Annotated in this window: 23 protein-coding genes and 1 other RNA gene; 9 read left to right on the top strand and 15 right to left on the bottom strand. The window is 57.9% G+C overall.

Translation table 11 applies throughout. From position 1 onward, the window contains the following. Positions 1-131: 131 nt before the first annotated feature. Positions 132-1,442 (top strand): MFS transporter, encoded by a 1,311-nt coding sequence (locus tag F560_RS0104190; RefSeq protein WP_019004461.1) that lies wholly within the window; start codon positions 132-134, stop codon positions 1,440-1,442. A 52-nt stretch (positions 1,443-1,494) separates the two neighbouring features. Then, complete coding sequence (locus F560_RS22440) at positions 1,495-1,923, top strand: M67 family metallopeptidase (RefSeq protein ID WP_019004460.1); 429 nt, start codon at positions 1,495-1,497, stop codon at positions 1,921-1,923. A gap of 20 nt (positions 1,924-1,943) precedes the next feature. Here F560_RS22440 and F560_RS0104180 read toward each other — a convergent pair whose 3' ends face one another. Genes F560_RS0104180 through F560_RS0104170 form a run of 3 tightly spaced genes read right to left on the bottom strand, consistent with a single transcriptional unit; the run spans position 1,944 to position 5,187 of the window. Continuing rightward, on the bottom strand, positions 1,944-2,681 hold the full coding sequence (locus tag F560_RS0104180; RefSeq protein WP_019004459.1) for an exonuclease domain-containing protein: 738 nt from the start codon (positions 2,679-2,681) through the stop codon (positions 1,944-1,946). Positions 2,682-2,686: 5 nt separating this feature from the next. Beyond that, positions 2,687-3,766: a DUF294 nucleotidyltransferase-like domain-containing protein gene (locus F560_RS0104175; protein ID WP_019004458.1), complete on the bottom strand. Its 1,080-nt coding sequence runs from the start codon at positions 3,764-3,766 to the stop codon at positions 2,687-2,689. 53 nt (positions 3,767-3,819) lie between these two features. Further along, on the bottom strand, positions 3,820-5,187 hold the full coding sequence (locus F560_RS0104170; RefSeq protein WP_019004457.1) for an ammonium transporter: 1,368 nt from the start codon (positions 5,185-5,187) through the stop codon (positions 3,820-3,822). Between the two features lie 406 nt (positions 5,188-5,593). On the opposite strand from F560_RS0104170, the gene F560_RS0104165 reads away from it, so the two are divergent. Both F560_RS0104165 and F560_RS0104160 read left to right on the top strand, forming a co-directional pair. Beyond that, positions 5,594-6,049, top strand: coding sequence for a MerR family transcriptional regulator (locus F560_RS0104165; protein ID WP_019004456.1), 456 nt, complete (start codon positions 5,594-5,596; stop codon positions 6,047-6,049). A gap of 22 nt (positions 6,050-6,071) precedes the next feature. Further along, on the top strand, positions 6,072-6,752 hold the full coding sequence (locus F560_RS0104160; RefSeq protein ID WP_019004455.1) for a zinc metallopeptidase: 681 nt from the start codon (positions 6,072-6,074) through the stop codon (positions 6,750-6,752). Positions 6,753-6,821: 69 nt separating this feature from the next. Here F560_RS0104160 and gltC read toward each other — a convergent pair whose 3' ends face one another. Together gltC and F560_RS0104150 are read right to left on the bottom strand one after the other, a co-directional pair. Continuing rightward, a complete protein-coding gene (gene gltC / locus F560_RS0104155) occupies positions 6,822-7,760 on the bottom strand; it encodes a glutamate biosynthesis transcriptional regulator GltC (RefSeq protein WP_019004454.1) in 939 nt (312 codons plus the stop codon). A 55-nt stretch (positions 7,761-7,815) separates the two neighbouring features. Continuing rightward, positions 7,816-8,415 (bottom strand): rhomboid family intramembrane serine protease, encoded by a 600-nt coding sequence (locus F560_RS0104150; protein ID WP_019004453.1) that lies wholly within the window; start codon positions 8,413-8,415, stop codon positions 7,816-7,818. Between the two features lie 146 nt (positions 8,416-8,561). Here F560_RS0104150 and tpx point away from each other — a divergent pair, with 146 nt between their 5' ends. Continuing rightward, on the top strand, positions 8,562-9,080 hold the full coding sequence (gene tpx / locus F560_RS0104145; protein WP_019004452.1) for a thiol peroxidase: 519 nt from the start codon (positions 8,562-8,564) through the stop codon (positions 9,078-9,080). Positions 9,081-9,153: 73 nt separating this feature from the next. Here tpx and F560_RS0104140 read toward each other — a convergent pair whose 3' ends face one another. From F560_RS0104140 to cshA, 4 genes are all read right to left on the bottom strand, one after another. Continuing rightward, positions 9,154-9,537: a DUF1499 domain-containing protein gene (locus tag F560_RS0104140; RefSeq protein WP_019004451.1), complete on the bottom strand. Its 384-nt coding sequence runs from the start codon at positions 9,535-9,537 to the stop codon at positions 9,154-9,156. Between the two features lie 80 nt (positions 9,538-9,617). Beyond that, positions 9,618-9,800: non-coding RNA, 6S RNA (gene ssrS / locus F560_RS24845), on the bottom strand. Positions 9,801-9,859: 59 nt separating this feature from the next. Next, the gene (locus tag F560_RS0104135; protein WP_019004450.1) at positions 9,860-10,624 is read right to left on the bottom strand and encodes a YesL family protein; all 765 of its coding nucleotides are present in this window, start codon (positions 10,622-10,624) and stop codon (positions 9,860-9,862) included. 70 nt (positions 10,625-10,694) lie between these two features. Beyond that, positions 10,695-12,326, bottom strand: coding sequence for a degradosome RNA helicase CshA (cshA, locus tag F560_RS0104130; RefSeq protein ID WP_026298083.1), 1,632 nt, complete (start codon positions 12,324-12,326; stop codon positions 10,695-10,697). Positions 12,327-12,514: 188 nt separating this feature from the next. Between cshA and F560_RS0104125 the strand changes: the two genes are divergently transcribed. Beyond that, positions 12,515-13,348, top strand: coding sequence for a YitT family protein (locus F560_RS0104125; protein WP_019004448.1), 834 nt, complete (start codon positions 12,515-12,517; stop codon positions 13,346-13,348). Between the two features lie 114 nt (positions 13,349-13,462). Further along, entirely contained in the window at positions 13,463-14,635 is a 1,173-nt protein-coding gene (locus F560_RS0104120; RefSeq protein ID WP_019004447.1) for a putative glycoside hydrolase, read from the top strand. A 54-nt stretch (positions 14,636-14,689) separates the two neighbouring features. Here F560_RS0104120 and F560_RS0104115 read toward each other — a convergent pair whose 3' ends face one another. The 4 genes from F560_RS0104115 to F560_RS0104100 form a co-directional block, all read right to left on the bottom strand. After that, positions 14,690-14,902 (bottom strand): DUF3906 family protein, encoded by a 213-nt coding sequence (locus tag F560_RS0104115; RefSeq protein ID WP_019004446.1) that lies wholly within the window; start codon positions 14,900-14,902, stop codon positions 14,690-14,692. Positions 14,903-14,932: 30 nt separating this feature from the next. After that, the gene (gene pfkA, locus F560_RS0104110; RefSeq protein WP_019004445.1) at positions 14,933-15,901 is read right to left on the bottom strand and encodes a 6-phosphofructokinase; all 969 of its coding nucleotides are present in this window, start codon (positions 15,899-15,901) and stop codon (positions 14,933-14,935) included. A gap of 109 nt (positions 15,902-16,010) precedes the next feature. Then, the gene (locus tag F560_RS0104105) at positions 16,011-17,087 is read right to left on the bottom strand and encodes a tetraprenyl-beta-curcumene synthase family protein (RefSeq protein WP_019004444.1); all 1,077 of its coding nucleotides are present in this window, start codon (positions 17,085-17,087) and stop codon (positions 16,011-16,013) included. Positions 17,088-17,116: 29 nt separating this feature from the next. Next, positions 17,117-17,467: a hypothetical protein gene (locus F560_RS0104100; RefSeq protein ID WP_019004443.1), complete on the bottom strand. Its 351-nt coding sequence runs from the start codon at positions 17,465-17,467 to the stop codon at positions 17,117-17,119. A 140-nt stretch (positions 17,468-17,607) separates the two neighbouring features. Between F560_RS0104100 and F560_RS0104095 the strand changes: the two genes are divergently transcribed. Together F560_RS0104095 and F560_RS0104090 are read left to right on the top strand one after the other, a co-directional pair. Beyond that, complete coding sequence (locus F560_RS0104095) at positions 17,608-18,948, top strand: hypothetical protein (protein WP_019004442.1); 1,341 nt, start codon at positions 17,608-17,610, stop codon at positions 18,946-18,948. After that, positions 18,945-20,102 carry an MFS transporter gene (locus F560_RS0104090; protein ID WP_019004441.1) on the top strand — a complete coding sequence of 386 codons (1,158 nt, stop codon included), beginning with the start codon at positions 18,945-18,947 and terminating at the stop codon, positions 20,100-20,102. The genes F560_RS0104095 and F560_RS0104090 overlap by 4 nt, the downstream gene beginning before the upstream one ends. Before the next feature lie 106 nt (positions 20,103-20,208). Here the strand turns inward: F560_RS0104090 and F560_RS0104085 are convergent, their stop codons facing one another. Then, positions 20,209-21,510: a hemolysin family protein gene (locus tag F560_RS0104085; RefSeq protein WP_019004440.1), complete on the bottom strand. Its 1,302-nt coding sequence runs from the start codon at positions 21,508-21,510 to the stop codon at positions 20,209-20,211. 273 nt (positions 21,511-21,783) lie between these two features. Then, positions 21,784-23,109 (bottom strand): replication-associated recombination protein A, encoded by a 1,326-nt coding sequence (locus F560_RS0104080; protein ID WP_211214103.1) that lies wholly within the window; start codon positions 23,107-23,109, stop codon positions 21,784-21,786. Between the last annotated feature and the right edge of the window lie 77 nt (positions 23,110-23,186).

Here is a 23,186-nt window from a genome sequence, read left to right as displayed (position 1 = left end):
TGCCTCTTCTATCTTACCTTACTCCCGTTTCCGGTTCCAACGCATCCTTGTTCTGGCTTCGCTGCTCCCGCATGAGAACAAGGCGGGCCGGGAACATTAGCTTTGTTTATTATCGTTCAAGGAGGAACACCATGGCAACCACTCGAACCAAAAAGGATGCGCGGGCTTCTTTTGTCGCGGATGCCGCCCGAACGGAAGACGAGTCATCCTCGACCCGTCGCCGCCCGGCCGAACGCGTCTCTTCCGGCGGCCGTTCGAAAGTTTGGGAATACATTGCGCTTGCCACCGTGCCGGTCGTGCTGGTGCTCGGCAACTCGATGATCGTGCCGATCTTGCCCACGCTGCAGCGCGAGCTGGGCATTTCCTCGCTGCAAAGCAGCTTGGTCATTACGCTGTTTTCGCTTACGGCGGCCTTCCTTATCCCGGTTGCCGGATTTCTGTCCGACCGGTTCGGCCGCAAAGCGGTGATCGTCCCCGCCTTTATCGTTTACGGAGGCGCGGGCATTTTATCCGGATTTGCCGCCGTTTGGCACAGCTACGGGCTTCTTCTGGCCGCCAGAGCCCTGCAGGGAATCGGCGCCTCGGGGACGACGCCGATCGTGATGGCGCTCACCGGCGATTTGTACAAAGACGCCGAGGAGAGCCGAGCGCTCGGCCTTATCGAAGCCGCCAACGGATCGGGCAAGGTCATCAGTCCCATTCTCGGCTCTTTGCTGGCTCTTATCGTTTGGTATGCCGTTTTTTTCTCGTTTTCCGTCTTTTGCCTGCTTTCCATGATCGCCGTTCTCGTTTGGATCAAAGAGCCGAAACGCGAAGACGAGCCGATGCGGATCAAGGAATATTTGTCCAAAACGGGGCAGATTTTCAAGCAGCACGGGCGGTGGCTGTACGCGTCTTTCTGGGCGGGAACGGCGGCGCTTTTTATTTTGTTCGGCGTCTTGTTTTTTTTGTCCAATATTTTGGAGGAACCGCCTTATTCGATCGAAGGCGTCCGCAAAGGCTTTTTTCTGTCCATTCCCTTGTTCGGCATGGTCACCTTTGCCTATTTGACCGGAATCGTCATTAAGAAAAACGGTGTGCTGATCCGCTGGATGATGAATATCGGCCTGCTGCTGATGGTCGTGGCGCTGGGATTGGCCATCTGGTTCAACAACAACCTGTATTGGGTCATCGGCCTGTTGACGGCCAGCAGCGTCGGTACGGGCATGCTGCTTCCTTGTCTGACAACGATGATAACGGGCATTGTGGAGAAAGCGGAACGCGGGATGCTTACTTCGCTGTACAGCGGTTTGCGCTTTTTCGGCGTGGCGCTCGGCCCTCCGATTTTCGGCTGGATGATGGGCATTTCCCACCGCATAGTGTTTATTGCCGTTTCGTTAATGTCCTTCGTCACCCTGGCGCTCGTGTTCTTTCTGGTAAAGCCGGCCAAAACGGTCAAATAAGATTTGCCCGTTCCCCTCTCTTGCCTCATACTGATAAGCGGGGGGCGGTCCTATGTGCGATATTCGATACGGATTCCTGAACGAAGCGACCCGGTTCGCCCTTGTCCGGGATTGCCTGGCCAGAGCGCCGTACGAAGCATGCGGCGTCATGCTGGGGGACTTCGCACCCGGCCGGGTTGTCGCGAGCGGGTACGCGCTCGTTCGCAATGCCGCCGGTTCGCCCGAGCGCGCGTTCCGGTTCGATCCGGACGATTGGGCCAAAACGTATGGCCAAACGCAAAAAAACCAACGGAACATCGTCGGCCTTTTTCATTCCCATCCTCAAGGCGCCCCGTCGCCAAGCTTGGCGGACCGCTTGGGTTGGGACGGCTGGGGAAGCTATTGGATTGTAGCCCTTCAAGGCGGACAGGCGAGCTTGCATGTATACGTCAGGGATCAAGCCGGCCGCTTGAGGCCGGTTGAACTTGTCGTCGTGCCTTGATTCCCCGGATAAGGCCGGATTCAATGCCGGCTCAAATAAGCGTAAAGGTCGCCAAGCGTTACGACTTGCTTGCGGCGGATGATTTCGAGAAAACGAAACCACAGCTTGGCGGTCATCAGCGAATCGTGGAGCGCGTGGTGGCGAACGGTCACTTCGATCCCGTAGGCTTCGAGCAGCTCGTCCAGGCCGTAGCTTATGCGTTTCGGTTCCAGCCATTTGGCGATCATCATCGTGTCCAGCACCCGATGGGTCAGTTGGATTTTGGACGTTTTCCACAGCGCGGCATTCAAAAATTGCTTGTCGTGCCCGCTCCCGTGAGCGATCAGCAAGCGCTTGCCCGCAAAATCCATAAAATCGTGCAGCGCCTGCACGAGATCAGGAGCGGATTCCGCCATTTCGTTCGTAATGCCGGTCAGTTCGGTAATATGGCGGGGGATTTTGCGTTTCGGATTGACAAGCGTGTAGAAAGGTTCCGCGTCCTGCAGCTCCCTTCCCTTCGTCAGAACGCCTCCGATCGACAGAATTTCGTCCCCGTTATAAGGATGAAAGCCCGTCGTTTCCAAATCGAACACGACGGTCTCCAATTCCTCGAGCGGCGTGTCCAGCACGGATTCCTTGCGCTGTTCGCGCGAGATAGAACGGATAAACGCCATCTGCTGCGCGTGGCTTGAACCGAGCATGGATGCGATCGCCGGCGTAATGCCGCCCATTTTATACAAATGCCACATGCGGCCCATGGGACTTTTGGGCTCTTTCACGTTGTTCACCTCCCGCCGAAGCGGTCACGAATCCCTTTTTCCAGCTGGCGCTGCAGCTTGCGGCCAAGCCTTAGCGCCTTCTTCAAAGGCTTGATCCATTCGTGGGAAAGCTGTTTGACCGGCAGCTTGCCGGTGCCGACCCATTGGCCGTTTTCGATCTTCGTCATCGACATCAGGCGGAGCCGGAGAAAAAGCGCAAACGCTTCGGACGCCTCCTGCGCTTCTTGTTCCGCAAGCTTCCCCGCTTCCCGCAGCGCCCGGATTCGGCCGAACGTGCTCGTCTCGCGGATGCCGGCTTGAACGGCCAGCAAGCGGAATACGTTCACCATCGGAATGTAAGCCCCGTACTTGATGTCGAGGCTTCCCGCGCTTTCGCCGTAGCTTTCCGTGAGGAGCTGGCCGAAGACGCCGATCAGCACCTTATGTCGCAAGGTGTTCTCCATCATGCGCTGCGCAATGACGGGTTGATGGAGAACGTCCCGGTAAAAGCGCTGCTTCCACCTTGCCGCAAGCTCCGCATCCCCGTAGACGAAGCGTCCGTCCGCAACGATCAGCAGATAGCGCACGTGCTCCCAGCTCGGCTCATTGAACCAGCCGTCAAGCTTTTGCTCCCAATCGGCGATCGACAGGCACCAGTCCGGGTTGGAAGCGATGACGTTCCCTTCGCAGGGAGGGTAGCCCGTTTCGACCAGCCGCTCCACAACCAGCCGGCCCAAGCTCCGGAAATAGCGGCAGCAGCGCTCCGCCTCCGCGCCGTTTTCCGGGACGCCGTACACGATGCCGCTGTCCTGGTCGCTGCTCATCGTCTGCTCGCTCCTGCCGCCGCTTCCGAAGAGCAAGTATGCGTAAGGCACGGGGGGCTTGCCGAACCCCGACCGTGCCAGTTCGATTTCCGCGAGCTCCAGAATCCTGACGATGACAGCGTCGTGAAGCTCGTTCAATTCTTCGATGACTTGGATCACCGGAGAAGAGGAGAGAACCGAAGCCAGGCGGTTCTGCTCCTCTTCCCGCAATTTTCTCAGCTCTTCCGGATTTCCGGCGCCAGCGATGTCAAGCAACCGCTCCTGCCTGTGGAGACTGGACATGCGGCTTCTTCCCTCCTGTCGTCACGCCGGTAAGAGGATCATCGAACGCGCGATCAAACCGACGTCGTGCCTGGTTTTTTCAATACTTCCGGATAGCCGTAGTTGCCGTGTTCGCTGAGGTCCAGACCCAGAATTTCTTGCTCTTCCGTCACGCGCAATCCGATGACTTGCTTGACGATCCAGAGGACCACGAACGAAGCGGCGAAGGCGAAGGCGCCGCATACGACAAACGACACGATTTGCACCCACAATTGTTCGAAGCCGCCGCCGTAGAACAAGCCGGCTTTGCCTACGCCGACTTTCTCGACAAGCTCGGGGGTGGCAAAGAAACCATTCGCCAGCGTTCCCCAGATTCCTGCCGCGCCGTGCACCGACATGGCCGCAATCGGATCGTCCACCCGGATCTTTTCGAAAAACGCCATGCTGAAGAAAACGAGCAAACCGGCGATCAAACCGATGACGACGGCCGCCCAAGGTTCGACGAACGCGCAGGAAGCGGTGATGGCCACCAGACCCGCCAGCGCGCCGTTCAGCGTGACGCCGATATCCGCCTTGCCTTTCACGAGCCAGGAAATCAGCAGGGCCGCTACCGCGCCGCCGGCGGCGCCGAGCTGCGTGGTGAACGCGACATAACCGAAGAAGCCGTCTCCAACCGCGAGCGTGGAACCGGCGTTAAAGCCGAACCAGCCGACCCACAGAAGCAGAACCGCAAGCGAGGTGAAAACTTGGTTGTGGCCGAGAATCTCGTTCGCGGAGCCGTCCTTGTTGTATTTGCCGATGCGCGGTTTCAGCAGGATCGTCGCCGCGAGCGCAGCCATTGCGCCGGTCAGGTGCACGACCGTGGAACCGGCAAAGTCTTGCGCGCCGTCTTCGGCCAGCCAGCCGCCTCCCCAAATCCAGTGCGCGATAATCGGATAAATCAAGCCCGCAAAAATGAACGTAAAGATGAGATAGACCGAAAGCTTGGCGCGTTCCGCAAAGCCGCCCCACGCGATGGAAAGCGATACGGCCGCAAAGGCCAGCTGGAACACGAAGAAGTTCGTCGCCGGGTAAGCATCGTCCGGACCGGCGGCGATGGCGGGATTAAAGAAGAAATCGCCGAACCCGATGAATGCGTTCAATCCGTCGCCTGCGTTCGGGCCGAACGCGAAGCCGTAACCGACGGCCCAGTAAACCAGGGAACAAAGCCCCACCGTGAAGATCGTTTTGCCTGCGACGTGTCCCGCGTTCTTCATCCGGGTAGAACCGGTTTCGAGCAATATAAATCCGCCTTGCATGAGCAAAACAAGTATGGCGGCGATCATCACCCACAGCGCGTTAAGTCCCATCGACGACGACGGCGGTTCCCCGTCCGCTGCGAATGCCATGGTCGGGAAAAGCAAGAGCAGAGCTCCGATTGCCAACAAACTTTTCTTAATCATTGCGGACCACTCCCCAATTGTAATATTTCATAACATTTCAAGAAAGGCTTAGTGCCATTATAGTCAGAAGTTCACGGTTTGACAATACGAATTCTTCACGATTGTGAATAAAAAACGAAAAAATACCTAACATTAAAAACGGACAAGCGCTTGAATGTTAGGAATCAGGCCGATTTCTCACGGATTTTCAGCGGCGGATAAGGATTTGGTCCTCGTCCGTTTCTTTGGCGACTTTTCACAAAAAGGAGGTTGATGAAGAAATCTTACATAAAATTGACGCTTAATGGGGATGGCAAGACGGCCCATGCGAACAAAGCATCACGTTTGACTGTATGGTTCTGAATCGGTATGATAACTATAGATAAGGAATAATAAAGGATGTTTAATGAAGAAGAAGGTGGCTGCTATGCGTCACGGAACGTCCGAGACAAAACGCATGTACCGAATCGGGGAATTGGCTCGGCTTGCCGGCGTCAGTCCCCGGACCATCGACTACTACACCGGTTTGGGGCTTCTGTCCCCCGTCAAACGGTCGGAGGGAAATTATCGCCTGTACGACGATGAAACCTTGGAGCGGATTCGCCGTATTGAGCAATTGAAGGCGCAAAAGTTCACGCTGGAAGAGATCAAGGAGAAGTTCGCGGCGCTGAACCGGGTTACGCCCGACGAACAGGTGACCCGCAAGCTCGCGGACTTGCAGGAGCATCTCGTGCGGCTGGAACGCGAGGTCAAGGAGCTCGAGCCCGTGCTGGAACAGTTGAAGCCTCAGCAGGCGAAACGGTTGTACCGCACCCTCTCTCCGCAGATGGCCGCCTGCATCGAAGCGCTGCTGCTTCTGCTGAGCAAGAGCAATCTAATGTAAGCATTGTATTGGAGGGATCCGCATGAATTCGAACTGGATGTACATCCCCATCGGCATCGCTTTTCTGCTGTCGCTTTGGGCCCAATTCCGCGTCAGCGGAACGTTTAACCGCTTCTCCGAAGTGCGGGCAAGCAGCGGCATGACCGGCTATGAAGCCGCAAGAAGGATGCTGGACCGCAACGGTCTGCACGACGTGCCGATCGAGCCGGTGCCCGGCAAGCTGTCGGACCATTACGATCCGATTCAGCGGGTCGTCCGACTGTCGGAGCCCGTTTACTACGAAAGCTCCATCGCCGCCATTTCCGTCGCCTGCCACGAGGTCGGCCACGCCATTCAGCACAAGGAACACTATCCGGCGCTGGTGCTTCGCCACCGGATGTTCCCGATCGTCAACTTCGCGTCCGGAATCGCGCCGTTCCTGCTTCTGGCCGGCTTCCTGTTCGGCATGCTGAATCTTGTCGGACTGGGCATCATCTTCTTCTCGGCCGCAGTGGCGTTCCAGCTCGTCACGCTTCCCGTCGAGTTCAACGCCAGCTCCAGAGCCCGCAATTTGATGGTCGCCGAAGGCTTCATCTCCGGCACCGAGGAGCGCGGGGTCGCGAAAGTGCTGAACGCCGCCGCGCTGACCTATGTCGCCGCCGCGCTGATCTCGCTTCTGGAGCTCATCCGCCTCGTCTTGGCGTTTGTCAACAGCCGCGAGTAAGCCGATTGCGCCGTCGGAACGGCCCAATAAAACGTCAGGAGCGCATTTCGCAAGCGCCCCTGACGTTTTTTATTTGGTTTCATGGCCGTGGTCGGCCCCCGCCTGCTTCATGTTCTGGTTCTGGCAGCGAAAATACTCGAGCACGAAGTGGTGAAACATCTTGACGACCGGCGCCGGCTTCTCGCCCGCCCGCCGGATGAGGCCGATCGTCCGCGTGACGCGCGGCTCTTCGATTTTGACGACCGCCGGCATCATCGTCCCCGTATGGTGGAGCGCCATCTCCGGCAGCAAGCTGACGCCCATTCCGGCCGCGACGAGCCCCCGGATCGTGTCGGTTTCCTCGCCTTCGAAGCCGATGCGGGGGAGAAAGCCCGCCGTTTTGCAGGCTTCCCAAACGATCGGCCGCAAGGAGTACGGCGCGCTGAAGAGAACGAACGTGTCGTCTTTAAGCTGCTTCAGATGAATCGACTTTTCGCCGGCGAGCGGATGGTTTTGCGGCAGGATCGCAAACAGCTCTTCGGTAAGGACGATATCTCCGGTCACCGCGTCGTTATTTTCCGGAAACGGGGAAATAAACGCCAGATCGACTTCCGCTTCGGTGACGTCGCGGATCAGCGACGCGTACATGCCTTGGCGGAATCGGAATTTGACCTGCGGGTGAACTTTCCGGAACGCGGCGATCACCTGGGGAATCAACAAAATGCCGAGGCTGTGCGGAAAGCCGAGACGGATTTCGCCGGCCTCCGGGTCCAGAAACTCGTGAATTTCGTTTACGGCGTTATCCAGGGCGTGCAAGATCGACTCGGCGCGCTTGAGAAACAACTGGCCGACCGGCGTCAGCTGCACGTTGCGCCCGCGCTGAACAAACAGCCGGACCCCCAATTCTTCCTCCAATCGGTGAATTTGCCGGCTTACCGCCGATTGTGCCACATGAAGCTCTTCTGCCGCTTTCGTAACGTGCTGCAGCCTGGCTACACGGACAAAATACTGCAGTTGTCGCAGTTCCACCTGTTGTCAAACTCCTTCCGCAGGACTGTCGTCTGTTCGCTCCGACTGAAGCCGCCTAACGGGCGATGCTGCCCCCCATGATCCTGTAGAGAACAAATCCGGCCGCAAGTCCTCCGATATGCGCCCAATAGCCGATATTCGGAACGATAAAGGAATGAATCAACCCCATGACCAGAATGGCGTAAACGGTCGTGCGCGACGCCTGATCGAGCAGGTGGCGCTGGAATACGGTCATATACAAATACGCCCCGTAAACGCCGTATATGGCGCTTGAGGCCCCTACGCCAATCCAGAACTCGCGGTCCGCCGTCAGCACGGCCGCCAGATTGCCGAGCATGCCGGAGACGATGTAAAACACCGCATAGCGGACATGTCCGAATATTCGTTCAAGCGGCGGCGCGAACACGAACAACGCGAACATGTTGAACAGCAGATGCGACCAGCCGCCGTGCACAAACAGCGCCGTAATAAAACGCCACACCTGATTCAGCCCTTCGACGTTGGTCAAAGCGCCGAAGTCGATCAATCGGTAGGCCCCCGTCCCTCCGGTCGCCACCATGACGAGGAACACGGCGATGCAGACGGCCATCAGCGCCGTATTGACCGGGTACAGGCGAATATACTGCCGAAAGCTCTCGTACCGGATAAATAGCAAGCGAATCGCCTCCCTTTTCTGTGCGGCGCCCTTTTTCCACAGATTGGACAACCTTGTTTCTCAACGATTATAATAAATTTCGGCAGTCAACAAAAGCCGGGCGCCGGAGACATCCGGCTCCAACCCATAAGGAGGTCATTCCGAACATGAGTCAAGAACGTACAGGCGCCGCCACGTTCAAAGGCAACCCGATTACCCTGATCGGACCCGAACTGAAGGTGGGCGACCAGGCTCCCGATTTCGTCTTGAACAAAAACCTGCTGGAAACCGTTTCCCTCAAGGATTTTGCCGGCAAAGTCAAGCTGATCAGCGTTGTCCCGTCCATCGATACGGGCGTGTGCGACGCGCAAACCCGCCGCTTCAACGAAGAGGCTTCCAAGCTTGGCGACGACGTCGTCGTGCTTACGGTCAGCGTCGACCTTCCGTTCGCGCAGGCCCGCTGGTGCGGAGCCGCAGGGGTAGACCGCGTCGTCATGCTGTCCGACTACAAAGACCGCAACTTTGGTATTGCATACGGCGTACTGATCAAAGAGTTTCAACTCGATCTCCGCTCTATCTTCGTCCTGGACAAGAACGACAAAATCACGTATATCGAAGTGTTGAAGGAAATGACGGAGCATCCGAATTACGAAGCCGCCGTCGCAGCCGTCAAAAGCTTGCTGTAACGCGCAAATTTCGGACCGACACAATAAAAGCGAGGCAGGCCCTGCGCCTTCCTCGCTTTATTATCGCTGTCGCTTAATGCTTGTACGCAGCCAGCTTCTTGTCCAGCACCGCGTAAATCTCCTGGATAACCCGGTAGTTGGCGCCCAGGTCGCCAAGCGACCCGCGGGAAGCCGAATAAATGTCGACCGCGGAGGTGCCGGGGCCGGTTCCCACAATCTGAACCGTTATGTCCATCGTCCGCCCGGATATCGTGCGTTTCTCCATGACGATCTCGCCGATGGTCGGCACTTCATGCAGCACGCGATAGCCTTGCATTTTCTTTAAGATCGAACCGATCTCTTCCCATGCGCGGTCCTTTGACAAACGATAATAATGGGATTTCAATTTCGGATCCTTGGCTTTGTCGCCCGTATGCTCCTGGCTTTTCACCAATCCGATGAGTATTCGCTTCAGCAATACACTCTCTCCCTCCGGGTGCCAAATGCGCTACTAATAATCATACCACACCTGTCCCGGGTCGAAAAACGTATGGGGATGAGAAACCCGCCTATGCCGTTCGACGTGCATGTTTCTGAACCCGCACTCGCAGGTGGGTGTCCGCAGCCTGAGTTTTTGACGTCCCCTTTAGGGGGCATGCCAGCCGCTCGGCTATGTAGGACTCCCTTTGAAACAGCATTGGTTCAAAACAGTTATCGCCGTAACGAACATCGCAGGAAGTACTCCCATTATAAACATGCGCCGCTCAAATGTAAACCCGGGACATCTGGGCGCTGTCCGATTACCGGTCTTTTCTCTCTTCGTCCTTCGTTTCCGATTCGTCGATCGGCAGCTTCTCCTCGCTCCTTGCCTGCTCCGCTTTCTCCTGCATCTTCTGGATCGTTTGATAAAAATTGAAGAAGGCGACGACGGCGATGATGCTGCCCATAAAGAACGGAATCAGAAAGGTGAATTGAAAAAAGCTGAGATAAAGCACGAATGCGCTGATGATCGCGGTGGACAGCGAGCGCAGCGGCCGGCCGATCGTCAGGATCAGGGCGTTTTTCAGCAATTGAAACGTTTTCATATGAAAGTGGGACAGAAGCGAGAAAAACTGAAACAACGAAACGGTAAGCAGAACCATCATGGCCAGGAACAAGATGGCAAGCACGCCGAAGCCCTTCAAGTTCCGCAAATAAACCTGGTAGTCGACGATCAGGACGAAAAACAGCGCGGCGTACAACAGTCCGCCCAGCATCGCCTGAAGGTAATTTTGCTTGTAGCTGCGGAAAAACGTTTTGAACAACGGAGCGTCCGTGTCCCCCATCACCCATTTCCGGGCGACCGAGAACATGGCCGAGGTCGCCGGAAAAAAGATGAACGGGAGCAGGATGGCGATCAGGATCATGGTCGAAATAAAATGTTCCGTCGTCGGCGATGCCAGAAGCACCAGCAACAAATACCAGATCGGCAGGGAACAAACGATCCACAGCAGATTGGTCACGGACAAACGCATAATCCACTCGGAAATCTTGTAAAAACCGCCCATCATGCCCCGCATTTCCATAGGATTTCCTCCCAGATGACTTGGTTAGAAAGGGGTTCGAACGCGCCGGACGCGTTCGAACCGCGTTCGGTTAGATGTTCACGAAATCCTCGCTGTGCGAACGCGCGCCGCGGGAATCGTCGCGGTGTTCGCCGCGTCTGCCGCGAGGCATGCCGTCGCGGTAAGCATCGTCGTCGCGCCAGCTCCGGCCGCCGCCGTGGCTGCCGCCGTCGCGGTAAGGTCTGCGGTTGCCGCCGTGCCCCTGGCTGCCGCCGCGGTAAGAGCCGCCGCCCTGGCGCCAGCCGCCGCTGCGGCCTCCGCCCGAACCGTTGTTGTAGCGGCGTCCTTCGCCGCCCCCGCCGTAGCCGCCGCGGCCGTCGAATCTCCGCTTCTTGGTGCGGATCGGATCTTCCGGCGTAAGGTGGATTTCGACGTCCTTCTTGTCCCCCGCAAGCAGCTTCAACGCCGCCGCGAGCAGTTGGACGGAGTCGTGCTGCTCCAGAAGCTGCGTGGCCATCCATTTGAACGAAGCGATGTCTTCCTCTTTGCCAAGCGCTTCGACCAGACGGTTGGCAATGACCCGCTGCTTGCCTTCCATCGCTTCCGCGGCGGTCGGCAGCGGCTTTTTGGTAATGCGGATGCGATTAACCCGTTCGATAAAGTGCAGATGCTCGGTCTCGCGAGGCGTCACGAACGTCCAGGAGGTTCCTTCCTTGCCGGCGCGGCCGGTGCGGCCGATCCGGTGAACGTAGCTTTCCGGGTCCTGCGGCAAGTCGAAGTTGATGACATGCGTGACGCCGGAAATGTCGAGTCCGCGCGCGGCGACATCGGTCGCGACCAGCATGTCGATGCTGCCGTCGCGGAACTTGCGCATGACGGCATCGCGCTGATTTTGCGACAGGTCCCCGTGGAGGCCGTCCGCCGCGTATCCGCGTTTCATGAGCGCCTCCGACAGTTCCGCCACGCGGCGCTTCGTGCGGCCGAAAATAATGGCCAGCTCCGGCGGCTCCATATCGAGCAGGCGGGACAAGCCGTCAAACTTCATCCGCTCCTGAACCTCGATATAGTACTGCTGAATGGAAGCGTTCGTTTGCTGCGTCTTCGGAATAACCGAAATATGCTCGGGTTCGCGCAAAAATTGCTGCGCAAGCTTTTGGATGTTCGGAGGCATCGTCGCCGAGAACAGCAGCGTCTGGCGCTCTTCCGGGACAAGCTTGAGGATGGACTGAATATCGTCCATAAAGCCCATGTCAAGCATTTCGTCGGCTTCGTCCAGCACGACCGTCTGCACGTCGTCGAGCTTGATCGTCTTGCGGTTGATATGGTCGAGCAGCCGTCCGGGCGTTCCGATGATGATTTGCGGCTTGCGCTTTAGGGCGCGGATTTGCCGCCCGATGTCCTGTCCCCCGTAAATGGCCAAGGAGCGCAGGCCTTTGAAGCGGCCGAGCTTTTCGATCTCTTCGGCGACCTGAATCGCGAGTTCCCGGGTCGGGGTCATAATCAGCGCAACGATCCGGTCTTCGCTCGCCGAAATCCGGCTGACGAGCGGAATGCCGAAGGCGGCCGTCTTGCCGGTGCCGGTTTGCGCCTGACCGATCATATCCTTGCCGCTGAGGGCAACCGGAATCGCTTGGGCTTGAATTGGAGTCGGTTCTTCATAACCAAGTTCCGAAATGGCTTGCAACACGTCGGGCTCCAAGCCGAATTGTGAAAATGTACTCAAATTGTTTTCAAACTCCTTCTGTAATGGGCCTTCTTTATTTGAATGGCGTCCCAAAAAATATACATTCCATTATAGCATACTTGCAAGACGAAACACCAGCGAAGGGCACGGACCGCATGTCTTGAAGCGTTGGGGGAAGCCTAATTTCATCGGGAAATGCCATCCGGGTATGGGAGGTGCTTAGAGCGATGAAACGGGCTTCGTCCCGGCTGGCCGCCGCCGGAGTGATGGTTGCAGGCGCCGCGGTCATTTCCGCCGGATTTCGGCTGCTGCTTATTCCCCAGGAAATGCTGAGCGGCGGCATCTCCGGCGTCGCGATGATCGTCGGCTACATCACGGGCCTGAACATCGGCTGGCTCTATTTAGCGTTTAATGTCCCCGTGCTGCTCTGGGGATGGCGGGCGCTCGGCAGACGGTTTGTGTTGCTCAGCCTTGTTTCCGTATTCGCCGTCTCGTTGTTCATGCAGTTGATCCCGGAACGTTCGCTGTCCGGCGATCCGCTCCTGTCCGCGGTTTTCGGCGGCGCGCTGGTCGGCGCCGGCACCGCGATTTCGCTGCGGTACGGCGGTTCCACCGGCGGCTTTGACATCATCGCCTCGATTATTTCCCGATACCGGAACATGCCCGTCGGCATCGTCATTTTCGCGTTGAACGCCGCCGTCGTCGCCGCGTTGGGCATCTACAGCCGGAACGTGGATGTTTCCCTGTATTCTATGCTGTCGATCTTCGTGACGGGAAAAGTGATCGACGCCGTCCATACCCCCCACCGCAAAGTGACGGCCTTTATCGTGACCAACCGGACGCAGGAGCTGGCCGAGCGGCTGCTCAGCCTTCCGCGCGGCGTCACCATTTTGAAGACAAAGGGCGCGTTTACGAGCGCGGAAAGGGATTTGCTGATGACGGTCACCACCCGGTACGAGCTTGCCGAACTGCGCAAGCTTGTCAGGGATACGGACCCGAAAGCGTTCGTCAACGTCGTTCAAACCATCGATGTGATCGGGGAATTCCGGCAAAGGCGCTAAGCCGCGTCCGTCCGGTTTTCGCCATCCTTCTTCAAGCTCCTCCAAAAAAACCTTTGTCTCCCGGTCGGCCCCCCGCTATAATCGGAATGAAAGAGCTTACGGGGAGAGAGTACCATGCATGTTTTTGTCGCCTTGTTCATGGCATTACAGGCGGCGCTATCCGCGCCGCAGCAACATCCGGCGCCGGACGGCGGGTTTTGGCACCGCGCGATTCAAGCCGTTTTCGGAGCGGATGCCGCCGCTTTCGCACCCGGCCCAAGCCGGACGGATGCGGCCGCGGACCCTCAGCCGGACGCGCCCAAGATCAAAGGAATTTACGTCACCGCCCACAGCGCGGGAGGCCAGCGAATGGCGTCGCTGCTCGATCTTGTCGACAAAACCGGGCTGAACGCCATGGTCATCGACATCAAGGACGATTACGGCTATATTACGTACAAGACCGACAACCCCGAACTGCTCAAGCTCGGCACGGACCAAAATTACATTCGGGACATCCGGCAATTGATGGCCACGCTCAAACGGCACGAGATTTATCCGATCGCCCGTATCGTCGTGTTCAAGGACAGCGTCCTGGCCAAGAAGCATCCGGAATTGTCGTTCCGGAAAGGCGACGGTTCGGTATGGGCGAACGGCAAGGGCGATTCATTCGTCAATCCGTACAACAAGGAAGTGTGGGACTACAACGTCGCGATCGCCAAGGAAGCCGCCAAGCTCGGCTTTAAGGAAATCCAGTTCGATTACGTCCGGTTTCCCGAAGGCTTCGAAAACAAGGCGGATTACCTGACCTTCAAGCGGACGGACGAAAGCCGCACGGACATCGTGGCGGGTTTTGTGAAATACGCCCGCGAGCAGCTTGCGCCGCTCGGCGTCCGGGTGTCCGTCGACATCTTCGGATACGCCGCTTCGGTTCCCGCCGCCGAGGGCATCGGGCAGGATTTCGTCAAAATCTCGGAATCCGTCCACGTGATCAGCCCGATGATTTATCCCAGCCACTACAGCGCCGGCTGGTTCGGGCAAAAAAATCCCGACATGGCCCCGTACGCCACCGTCAAAGGGGCGATGGACGACACGCACAAAAAGCTGAAGCCGCTTGGCGCAAACAAGCCGATCATCCGGCCGTGGATTCAGGATTTCACGGCCAGTTGGCTCGGCAAAGGGCATTACACCAAGTACGGCGCCGCCGAAGTCTCCGCCCAGATCAAAGCGCTGAAGGATTCGGGCATAAACGAGTTTCTGCTGTGGAACGCAGGCAACCGGTATACGGCCGACGCGGCGTTCGGCGAATGACAAAGGCTGCTCCCCCGTCAATGACGATTGCGGGGAGCAGCCTTTGCCGCTTGATCATGGCCGTTCGTGTTCGATGACGTAAGCTGCCCCTTTGACCGCGCGACGCTTTTCGATCAGCACCAGTTCACGTACATCCTGCTTGCCTACGAAGTGCTTTTCCAGATGCACCTCGGCCTGTTCCATCGCTTCGGCGTCGGATTCGCCCATGACGATGAGCGTCACGGCGCCGCGGCCGCCCAAGACGGCCTCCAGTTTGTACAAATACATATCCGCTTCTCCGATCTGGCCTCTTCCCGGTTATTGGGCAAGGCGAAGCGCCAAGTTGTAGAGTTCCATGTCAATCGTTTTCTTGGTCGAAACCACCTTTTCGATATCGGTCGTCACCAATTCGCCCTTGATGATGCCGCACGCTTTGCCGGAATCGCCTTCCACCAGCCGCTGAACGGCGAAATCGCCAAGCCGGCTGGCCAGAATCCGGTCGTTGTGCGTCGGCGTTCCGCCGCGCTGGATATGCCCCAGCACCGTAACGCGCGGTTCGATGCCGCTGTGCTCCGTAATTTCGCGGGCGATGTCCTCGCCCCGGCCGACGCCCTCGGCGACGATGATGATGCTGTGCCGCTTGCCGTTTTGGAAATTTTCCTTCATCCGCCGGGAGATTTCCCGGATATCGAACGGAACTTCCGGCACGAGAATCGATTCCGCCCCGCTTGCCAGGCCCGCGTAGAGCGCGATATCGCCGCAGTGGCGGCCCATGACCTCGACGACGGACGAGCGTTCATGCGACGTCATCGTGTCGCGGAGCTTGTTGATCGCGTCGACGACGATGCTGACCGCCGTATCGAAGCCGATCGTAAAGTCCGTGAACGGAATGTCGTTGTCGATCGTCCCCGGAAGGCCCATCGTCTTGATGCCGAGCTTGCTCAGCTTGTTCGCTCCCTGGTAGGAGCCGTCGCCGCCGATGACGACAAGCCCGTCGATCCCGTATTTGCGGAGCACGTCCGCGCCGCGCTGCTGTCCTTCGGGCGTCATGAACTCCTTGCAGCGCGCCGTCTGCAAAATCGTTCCGCCGCGCTGGATGATGTCGCCCACGCTCCGCAGATCCATCGGACGCAGATCTTCGTTGAGCAGCCCCTGGTAACCGCGTTGAATGCCGAACACTTCCAGCCCGCGGTACAATCCGCTCCGCACGACGGCCCTGACGGCCGCGTTCATCCCTTGCGAATCCCCGCCGCTGGTCAGCACGGCAATTTTTTTCACTGCGCTCATGTACCGATTCCCCCTCAGTTTGTTCATTGCAAGTATAGTCGGTGATTGCCGCAACGGCTGCGCCGTCATGGGTTAAGGGGCGCGTCCGTCGAACCATGAGCGGGCTGCGCTACATGGCTTTGCGTATGAAATGGCTGTTCAGCCAGAAAAACACCCTTGTCCAAGGACTTCCCTTCATCAACAGCCGGGCCGTCTGCCGCACTTCGCGCTGGCCGCGCACTTTCGGATCGGACAGGTAGAGCGCGATCAACCCCTCCACGATCATCCGGTGAAACCGGGAGAACGGAAGGCGGTCCGCCGCAGACCTTGCCGCCTGCACCATCCGGAGCAGCCGCTCGTTCATCTGCTGCTGGCTCTCGTAATAGCTGCAGAAGTTCAGGTCCCCGCCCTGCTCGTCCTCGGCCTGGTCGATCAGGTAATCGAGCAGAATGTGCAGGCCGTTGATGGCGGGAAAATACGAATTCCGGATGCCGGCGCTCTGCTCCGGCGTCAGGTTCTCGTCGCTGGCCGCAAGAAACAGCATAAACATGCCCAACGTCGATCCGGCGGCCGCCGCGAATTCGTTCCACAGCAAATCCGGGTAACGCTCGGCATGCTTGGACCACCAGTCCAGAAGACGCTCCTCCCGAAGGGGCTTGGCGATGTGCTTGTAGACCTGGAGGTCTCCGTACAGACTCACCAACTCCCGGACCTCGTCCTGCACGAGCGGGTAGGAAGGAAGGCGGGAGACGCAAGCCTGGCATCGTTTCACGAGCTCGCGAAGGTAGCCTCCGTCATCCTGTTCGTTCCGCAGCTTATAGTAATTTCCGGGCGGCTCGCCGGGAGTGACCGCGTCCAGCATGCTGCGGTGCAGCAGCCGAAAATCGTCGGCGTCAAGCGAGGTGCTCCTGTCGCACAGATTGTCCAAATAATCGCTAATGGTCTGCAGCGCGACGATCAGCGGAATCAGCACATCCTTCTGTTCCAGGTTCGCGGCGGCATATACCGCCCCGCCCTGGCAGTGGAACTCCTTAAGAGCGATGCTGCTTAATGCCTGCTTTCGCAATTCGGCGTCCGGAATCGCCTCCGCCATTCTTCGCCAGCCGTTCAGTTGTTCCCGCACGCCCGGAAGAATGTGCTTGTAGACGCGATGCATCAGGGCAAAAGGGCCCTGAGGGGAGCGGCCGGCAAGCAACGTTTGATCCATGCGGCGCTACCTCCACCTGCCAGCTTACCTCAGCTGTGTTGTCGGGTTTCTTCATCCAGATCCTGCTGCATCCGATACCAAATATGCAAGTCGTTGATTCTGCTGGCCAAATCGGCGATCGCGCCGTTAAGCCGGCAGGATTCCTCGAAGTCTTCTTCTTCGTTCAAGCGATCTTGCAGGGTTCTGATTTGCTCTTCGAAAACGATTATGCGATCGGGAATCCGACCCCGGATCCGTTCCCAGGCTTCGAGAAGCTCGGATTGCCTCAAGCGGCTCAAGCTCTCCCATGGAACGGCCAATCTCGGCAGCGCTATGCCCAATCGCTCGTTCAAGACGAACTGGCGATCCGCCCAGCTTCGATCGTCGTGAAGTTGTTCCATGTTCAACTCCTGTTTGCGCGCATCATCCTTTAATTTATCATTTCGGATGGGTGAAATCCAGTGAAAATGTATTGAAAACGCCTTCCCTATCCCGCCGAACCTGCTATAATACACAGGTAGAGATAAGGAGATGACCAAACTTGAATTCGCAACAGGCCCCTGTCACCTTGAGACGGCTTTTTTTCTTTTTTATCCCGCTCGGATTATCGGCCTTGCTGATCAACCTGTCGCACGTCATCGTCAACGGCACGCTCGCGCGCGCCGACAACCCCGAACTGATCCTTGCCGGCTATGCGACGGCCATGAGCCTGCTCAGCGTGACGGAGAAGCCGTCCGTTCTCTTTCGCGAGACATGCTCTGCGCTCGTGCGGGACCGGCTGTCCTTTGCCGCGACCCGTCAGGTCGCGTTTATCGTGTTCGGCGGCGCGCTCGCTTTCGGCGCCGTCATCGCGCACACGCCCGCCGGCCATTGGGTGTTCGGCACCGCCTACGGCGCGGAGCCCGAAGTCGCCGACGCCGCCGTGAACGTCTACCACGCGCTGATGTTTCTGAGCGTGTTTTCGGGTATCCGCTGCCTGTATCAAGGCGTCATCATATATAAAATGCGCACGCGCTGGCTGACGATCGGCATGGTCATCCGCCTTTCCTCGATGTTTCTGATGTCGCAATATATGCTGCATATAGGCGTGACCAGTTCGCAGCAGGGCGCCATCATCTTCGTGTTCGGCATGGTCATCGAAGCCGCCGTCAGCTGGTTCGAAGGAACCAAGCTGGCCCGGGAATTGCCGCGGGAGGCGGACGAATGCGAAATCCGCCGGCCCAGGCAGGTGCTTCGCTTCTACAGCCCGCTCCTGATGTCGTCGCTGATTGTCGTCTGGGTGCCGCCGGTCATGAACGCCCTGCTCGGCCATACCGATCACGGCACGCTCGCCATCGCTTCCTTTGCCGTCGCCGGCAGCTTTATGAACATGTTTCTCGGCTTTTTTTCTTATTTTCACCAAATTTCCCTGCAATTTTACCGGACGCATCCCGAGCTGGTCCGGAAGTTCGTGCTGCTGATGGCGTTTATTCCGGCGAGCTTGATCTCGATTATGGCCTGCACGCCCTTAGGGCCGTGGATTCTCGTTCACGTGATCGGGGTCGAAGACCGGCTTTTGGAATCGTCCGTCCACGCGCTGCGCGCCTTTATTCCATACGCGCTTATTTTTCCGTGGCTCGACAGCCTGAACGGCATCATTCTGTCCGAAGGCCAAACCAAGCTGATGTTCGGCTCGCAAACGTCGAACGCCATGCTCACGCTGGTTCTGATCGTGACGCTGACGCTGGCGCTGCCCGAATGGACCGGAGCGCTTGGAGCGCTGGCCCAGTCCGGCGGCATCATGGCCGAACTGGCGCTGCTCGCGTGGCTGTACCGCCGCAGCAAGCGGCATATCCGGCTGGGAGCCCATCTGCGTTCTACGGGGAAGGGTGCCGGCGTATGAAAAAGTTTCATTCCGACTCGGCGCAGCTTGCCGTCATCCGCAGCCTGCATTTTGCAAACTACGCCACCATGGTGCTCGTCGTCTCGTTTTTCCCGTTGTATTTCGACGATATCGGCTTCACGAAGCTGCAGATCGGAACGGTCTATTCCATCGGGCCGATGCTCTCGATCTTTTCCAATCTGCTCGCCGGAATCGCCAGCGACAAGACCCAAAATCTGAAGCTCGTCCTGAACCTGATCTTTATCGGCCAGATTCTGGCTCTTGCGCTGCTTCTGCCTCAGCGGGAATTTACGGTTATCGCCGTCGTGATGGGGATTTTTTATTTCTTTCAAACGCCCGTCAACACGATGATGGACAGCCTCTCGCTGCTGGCGGCGGAGAGGATGAACCGCTCCTTCGCTTCCATCCGGATGTTCGGTTCGCTCGGCTATGCGGTCTGCGCGGTGCTGTTCGGCCTCGTTCTCAAATCGATCGGCTCGGAGCTGACGCTGTGGCTCGGCTTGATCACCGTCTGCTGTTCGCTTACGCTGTCCCTTGCGCTGGGAAACTTTCAAAGCTCGCTCAAAAAATTCGAATTCGGCGGGCTGATCGCGATTGCGCGCAAAAAAGAGACGTTTGTCTTCTTCATCCTCGTCGGGCTCGTCTCCGTCGCCCATCGCATCAACGAAGGCTTTCTGGCCGTCGCCATGCGCGAGCTTGGCGCCAGCGACTCGCTGATCGGCACGGCCTGGCTCGCTTCGGCCGCCAGCGAAATTCCGATCTTCTTCCTGCTGGCGAAATACGGCCACCGATTCCGCGAGCTTCCGCTGCTTGCCGTGGCCAGCCTGTTCTATATGATCCGCATGGGCCTTCTCGGCTTCATCGACCGGCCTTGGCTGTTCGTGCTTGTCCAGCTCATGCACAGCGTGACGTTCGGCATCTATTACATCACGGCGCTTCGCTATCTCCAGTCGATCGTACCCGACGAATACCGCGCGTCCGGACAGGCGCTGTTCGCCGTCGTCTGGACCGGCATTTCCGGACTGGCGGCCGGCACGATCGGCGGATGGATTTACGACGCGTTCGGTCTTTCCCCGGTGTTCAAGACGGCGGCGATGTTCGCCCTGGCCGCGGCCGTCGGGTTCCTGGCGGTTCATTTCCGGCGCGGCGATTAAAGCCGGCGCTGGCGCGCTGGCGGAACGGCTTCGAAATCGATCCGTTAAATCAAAAAAGCTATCCCGCAGGTTCTGCCTGAGGGATAGCTTGATTTTTCGCATTCGTTTAACCCGTCTCTGCCCGGGTTTCCTCCCATTGCGCCGATTCGATCCGCGTGACGCGAATGCGCGAGATCCGCAAATGGTCCGTCTCCTCCACGATAAACTGGAAGCCGCCTTCCACTTCCACCGACTGCCATTTCGTAGGCGGAATCTCGATCTGCGAATACATCCAGCCGCCGATCGTATCGTAATTGTCGGTCGGAATATCCAGGCCGAAGAAGCTGTTCACCTCTTCGATGAGCATCATGCCGCTGATCGAATAAGAGTGTTCATCCTTTTTTTCAAGATCCGGACGCTCTTCGTCGAATTCGTCCTGAATCTCGCCGACGATCTCCTCCATGATGTCCTCCAGGGTCACCAGGCCGGACGTCCCGCCGTATTCGTCAATGAGAATGGCGATTTGCGTCTTTTTCTTCTGCATCAGCTTCAGCAGCGAACTGATCGGCATCGTTTCCGGCACCGTCAGCATCGGCCGCATCAGCTCGCGAATATCGCGAACCGAGCCGTCCGTCGCCTTGAGCAGATCCTTGATGTGGACGAAGCCGATGATATTGTCCTTGTCGCCCGCGCACAACGGGTAACGGGTATGCATTTCCTTTAACGCGATGTTTTTGTTTTCCTCGAAGGAAAGATTGGTGTAAAGGCAAATCATATCCGTACGGGGAATCATGATTTCGTGCGCGTTCGTTTCCGCGAATTCGAATATATTGTCCACCAGCGTCAATTCGGTGTTGTCGATCAACCCGTTCTTGTGGCTCTCCTTCATTAAAATCCGGATTTCTTCTTCCGTATGGGCGGAAGAAACCTCGTTCGCCGGCGCGATCCCGAACGCCTTGAGCAAAGACACGGCCACTTTGTTCAGAATCCAGAGATAAGGACTCATCAGCTTCCGGAAAAAAATGAGCGGAGCAGCCGCGAGCTGGGTCACCTTCTCGGCTTGCCTTACGGCAAGCGTCTTCGGCGCAAGCTCGCCAAGCACGATGTGCAGCGCCACAATGATCAGGAAGGCAATCGCAATCGACAGCGAATGAATCCAGCCCTCCGATAAGCCTAACCAATGGAACGCGGGCTCAAAAACGCTCGCGACGACCGGTCCTCCGAACCATCCGAGTCCAAGCGACGCGAGGGTAATGCCGAGCTGGCACGCAAACAAATACGCGTCGATATGATGGGCCAAATGCGAGATGAACTTCGCCCGCGGTTTTCCCTCCTGAACGAGGGTATCGATCCGGACGCCTCGCATGCTGACCATCGCAAATTCGATGGACACGAAAAAGCCGTTCCAGAAGACCAACAGCAATACCAAGATTAGATCTACCGTTAATGGAAACGGGTCACTGTCCAAACGCTTCCTATCCCCCCATGCGCGGAGGATAGGTACACCTCCTTTGGATAACGAAGATAAATAATGGGAACGGCTTAGGCACACCTTTATTTTAGCTTAGACGTTTTGAGCGAAACCGTCAATTGACGTGTCGCCCCGCTAACGGCCGTAGTACCCATCTGTATTCGCCGTAACCCGTGTCCTATGCCGGTTTTTCGTTCGGTACGGCTTCAAACGGCGCATGACGCCCGGCCGTCAGCGATCGCCCGGTTGTCCGCGGCGCCGCCTGCGCGCCTGGTTTTGCCGGATTTTGTCCTCCATTCCCTGTTCGGTCGCCTCGTAGAAGGCCTTGCCGTGCAGCTTGTCCGGCAAATACTGCTGCTCCACGTAATGGCCGGGATAATCGTGAGGGTATTTGTACCCGACGTGCCCGAGCTTTTTGGCGCCGCTATAATGCGCATCCCGCAAATGCATGGGCACCTCCGCCGACCCGATCGCGTCGAAAGCGTTCATAATGCGATCGATCGCAACCGGGATCGCGTTCGATTTCGGACTCTCCACGGCAAAAAGAATCGCCTGCGCGATGATGTATTTGGATTCCGGCCAGCCGATCCGGTGATACGCTTCCATTGCGCTGACCGCCTGCACCATCGCCTGCGGATTCGCAAGCCCGATGTCCTCGCTGCAGGCGACCGTCAGCCGGCGCAGAAACACCATCGGGTCCATGCCCAGCCGTTCCACGGCGTACAGAAACCAGAACAGCGCGGCGTCGCTGGACCCTCTCACGCTCTTGTGAAATGCGGACAGCACATCGTACTGCGTCGATTCGTCCGCCTGAACCGAAGGCTGGCGGATCGACTCCTCCGCGATGTCCAGCGTAATATGCACCGTCCCGTCCTCCCGGGACGGCGTCGTGACGGCGGCCAGTTCCAGGGCGGTCAGCGCCCGGCGGATATCGCCGTTGGCCATCGCCGCAATATGCTGCAGCGCCTCTTCATCGACCTGCAGCTTCATGAAGCCGAGCCCTTTGACCGGATCGGCGATCGCTCTCCTCATGGCGATCAGCGAATGCTCTTTCGTCAGAGGATGCAGCCTGAACAGGGTGGAACGCGAAAGCAACGCGCCGTTGATCGAATGGTACGGATTTTCCGTCGTCGCTCCGATAAAGACGATAATCCCTTTCTCGACCGCCGGAAGCAGCGCGTCCTGCCTGGCGCTGTTGAAACGGTGGACTTCGTCCAGGAATAAAATCGTTTTGCGTCCGTACAGGTTCTTGTTGTCCTCCGCCCGCTCGATCACTTCCCGCACGTCCTTGACGGACGCGTCGACCGCGTTCAGGCGGACGAATTCGCCGTCGGTTTTTTTGGATATTATATGCGCGAGCGTCGTTTTCCCGCAGCCCGGCGGCCCAAACAGCACGATCGACGACACCGTGTCGCTTTCGATCGCCCGCCGCAGCAGCTTGCCCGGCCCGACGATGTGCTCCTGCCCGATATATTCGTCAAGCGTCTCCGGCCGCATCCGGTCGGCAAGCCGCCGGGAACGCATGTCGGCTTCCGTTCCGAAACTGAACAAATCCATGGAAATCACGCCTTTCTGTATCCTTCATCATACCAGATTCGGACACATGCGTTCCATCCCGGATTCGCGCCGTTACC

This window comes from Cohnella laeviribosi DSM 21336 (genome assembly GCF_000378425.1).
Taxonomy (GTDB): domain Bacteria; phylum Bacillota; class Bacilli; order Paenibacillales; family Paenibacillaceae; genus Cohnella; species Cohnella laeviribosi.
Note: the sequence above shows the minus strand (reverse complement) of the source record. Positions and strands in the feature narration are given on the sequence as shown.

Excerpts from the sequence above, each read along its gene's own strand:
- F560_RS0104190 (WP_019004461.1), top strand. The coding sequence starts at position 132 with ATGGCAACCACTCGAACCAAAAAGGATGCGCGGGCTTCTTTTGTCGCG.
- F560_RS22440 (WP_019004460.1), top strand. The coding sequence starts at position 1,495 with ATGTGCGATATTCGATACGGATTCCTGAACGAAGCGACCCGGTTCGCC.
- F560_RS0104175 (WP_019004458.1), bottom strand. The coding sequence starts at position 3,766 with ATGTCCAGTCTCCACAGGCAGGAGCGGTTGCTTGACATCGCTGGCGCC.
- F560_RS0104170 (WP_019004457.1), bottom strand. The coding sequence starts at position 5,187 with ATGATTAAGAAAAGTTTGTTGGCAATCGGAGCTCTGCTCTTGCTTTTC.
- F560_RS0104165 (WP_019004456.1), top strand. The coding sequence starts at position 5,594 with ATGCGTCACGGAACGTCCGAGACAAAACGCATGTACCGAATCGGGGAA.
- F560_RS0104160 (WP_019004455.1), top strand. The coding sequence starts at position 6,072 with ATGAATTCGAACTGGATGTACATCCCCATCGGCATCGCTTTTCTGCTG.
- tpx (WP_019004452.1), top strand. The coding sequence starts at position 8,562 with ATGAGTCAAGAACGTACAGGCGCCGCCACGTTCAAAGGCAACCCGATT.
- F560_RS0104135 (WP_019004450.1), bottom strand. The coding sequence starts at position 10,624 with ATGGAAATGCGGGGCATGATGGGCGGTTTTTACAAGATTTCCGAGTGG.
- F560_RS0104125 (WP_019004448.1), top strand. The coding sequence starts at position 12,515 with ATGAAACGGGCTTCGTCCCGGCTGGCCGCCGCCGGAGTGATGGTTGCA.
- F560_RS0104120 (WP_019004447.1), top strand. The coding sequence starts at position 13,463 with ATGCATGTTTTTGTCGCCTTGTTCATGGCATTACAGGCGGCGCTATCC.
- F560_RS0104115 (WP_019004446.1), bottom strand. The coding sequence starts at position 14,902 with ATGTATTTGTACAAACTGGAGGCCGTCTTGGGCGGCCGCGGCGCCGTG.
- pfkA (WP_019004445.1), bottom strand. The coding sequence starts at position 15,901 with ATGAGCGCAGTGAAAAAAATTGCCGTGCTGACCAGCGGCGGGGATTCG.
- F560_RS0104105 (WP_019004444.1), bottom strand. The coding sequence starts at position 17,087 with ATGGATCAAACGTTGCTTGCCGGCCGCTCCCCTCAGGGCCCTTTTGCC.
- F560_RS0104100 (WP_019004443.1), bottom strand. The coding sequence starts at position 17,467 with ATGGAACAACTTCACGACGATCGAAGCTGGGCGGATCGCCAGTTCGTC.
- F560_RS0104090 (WP_019004441.1), top strand. The coding sequence starts at position 18,945 with ATGAAAAAGTTTCATTCCGACTCGGCGCAGCTTGCCGTCATCCGCAGC.
- F560_RS0104080 (WP_211214103.1), bottom strand. The coding sequence starts at position 23,109 with ATGGATTTGTTCAGTTTCGGAACGGAAGCCGACATGCGTTCCCGGCGG.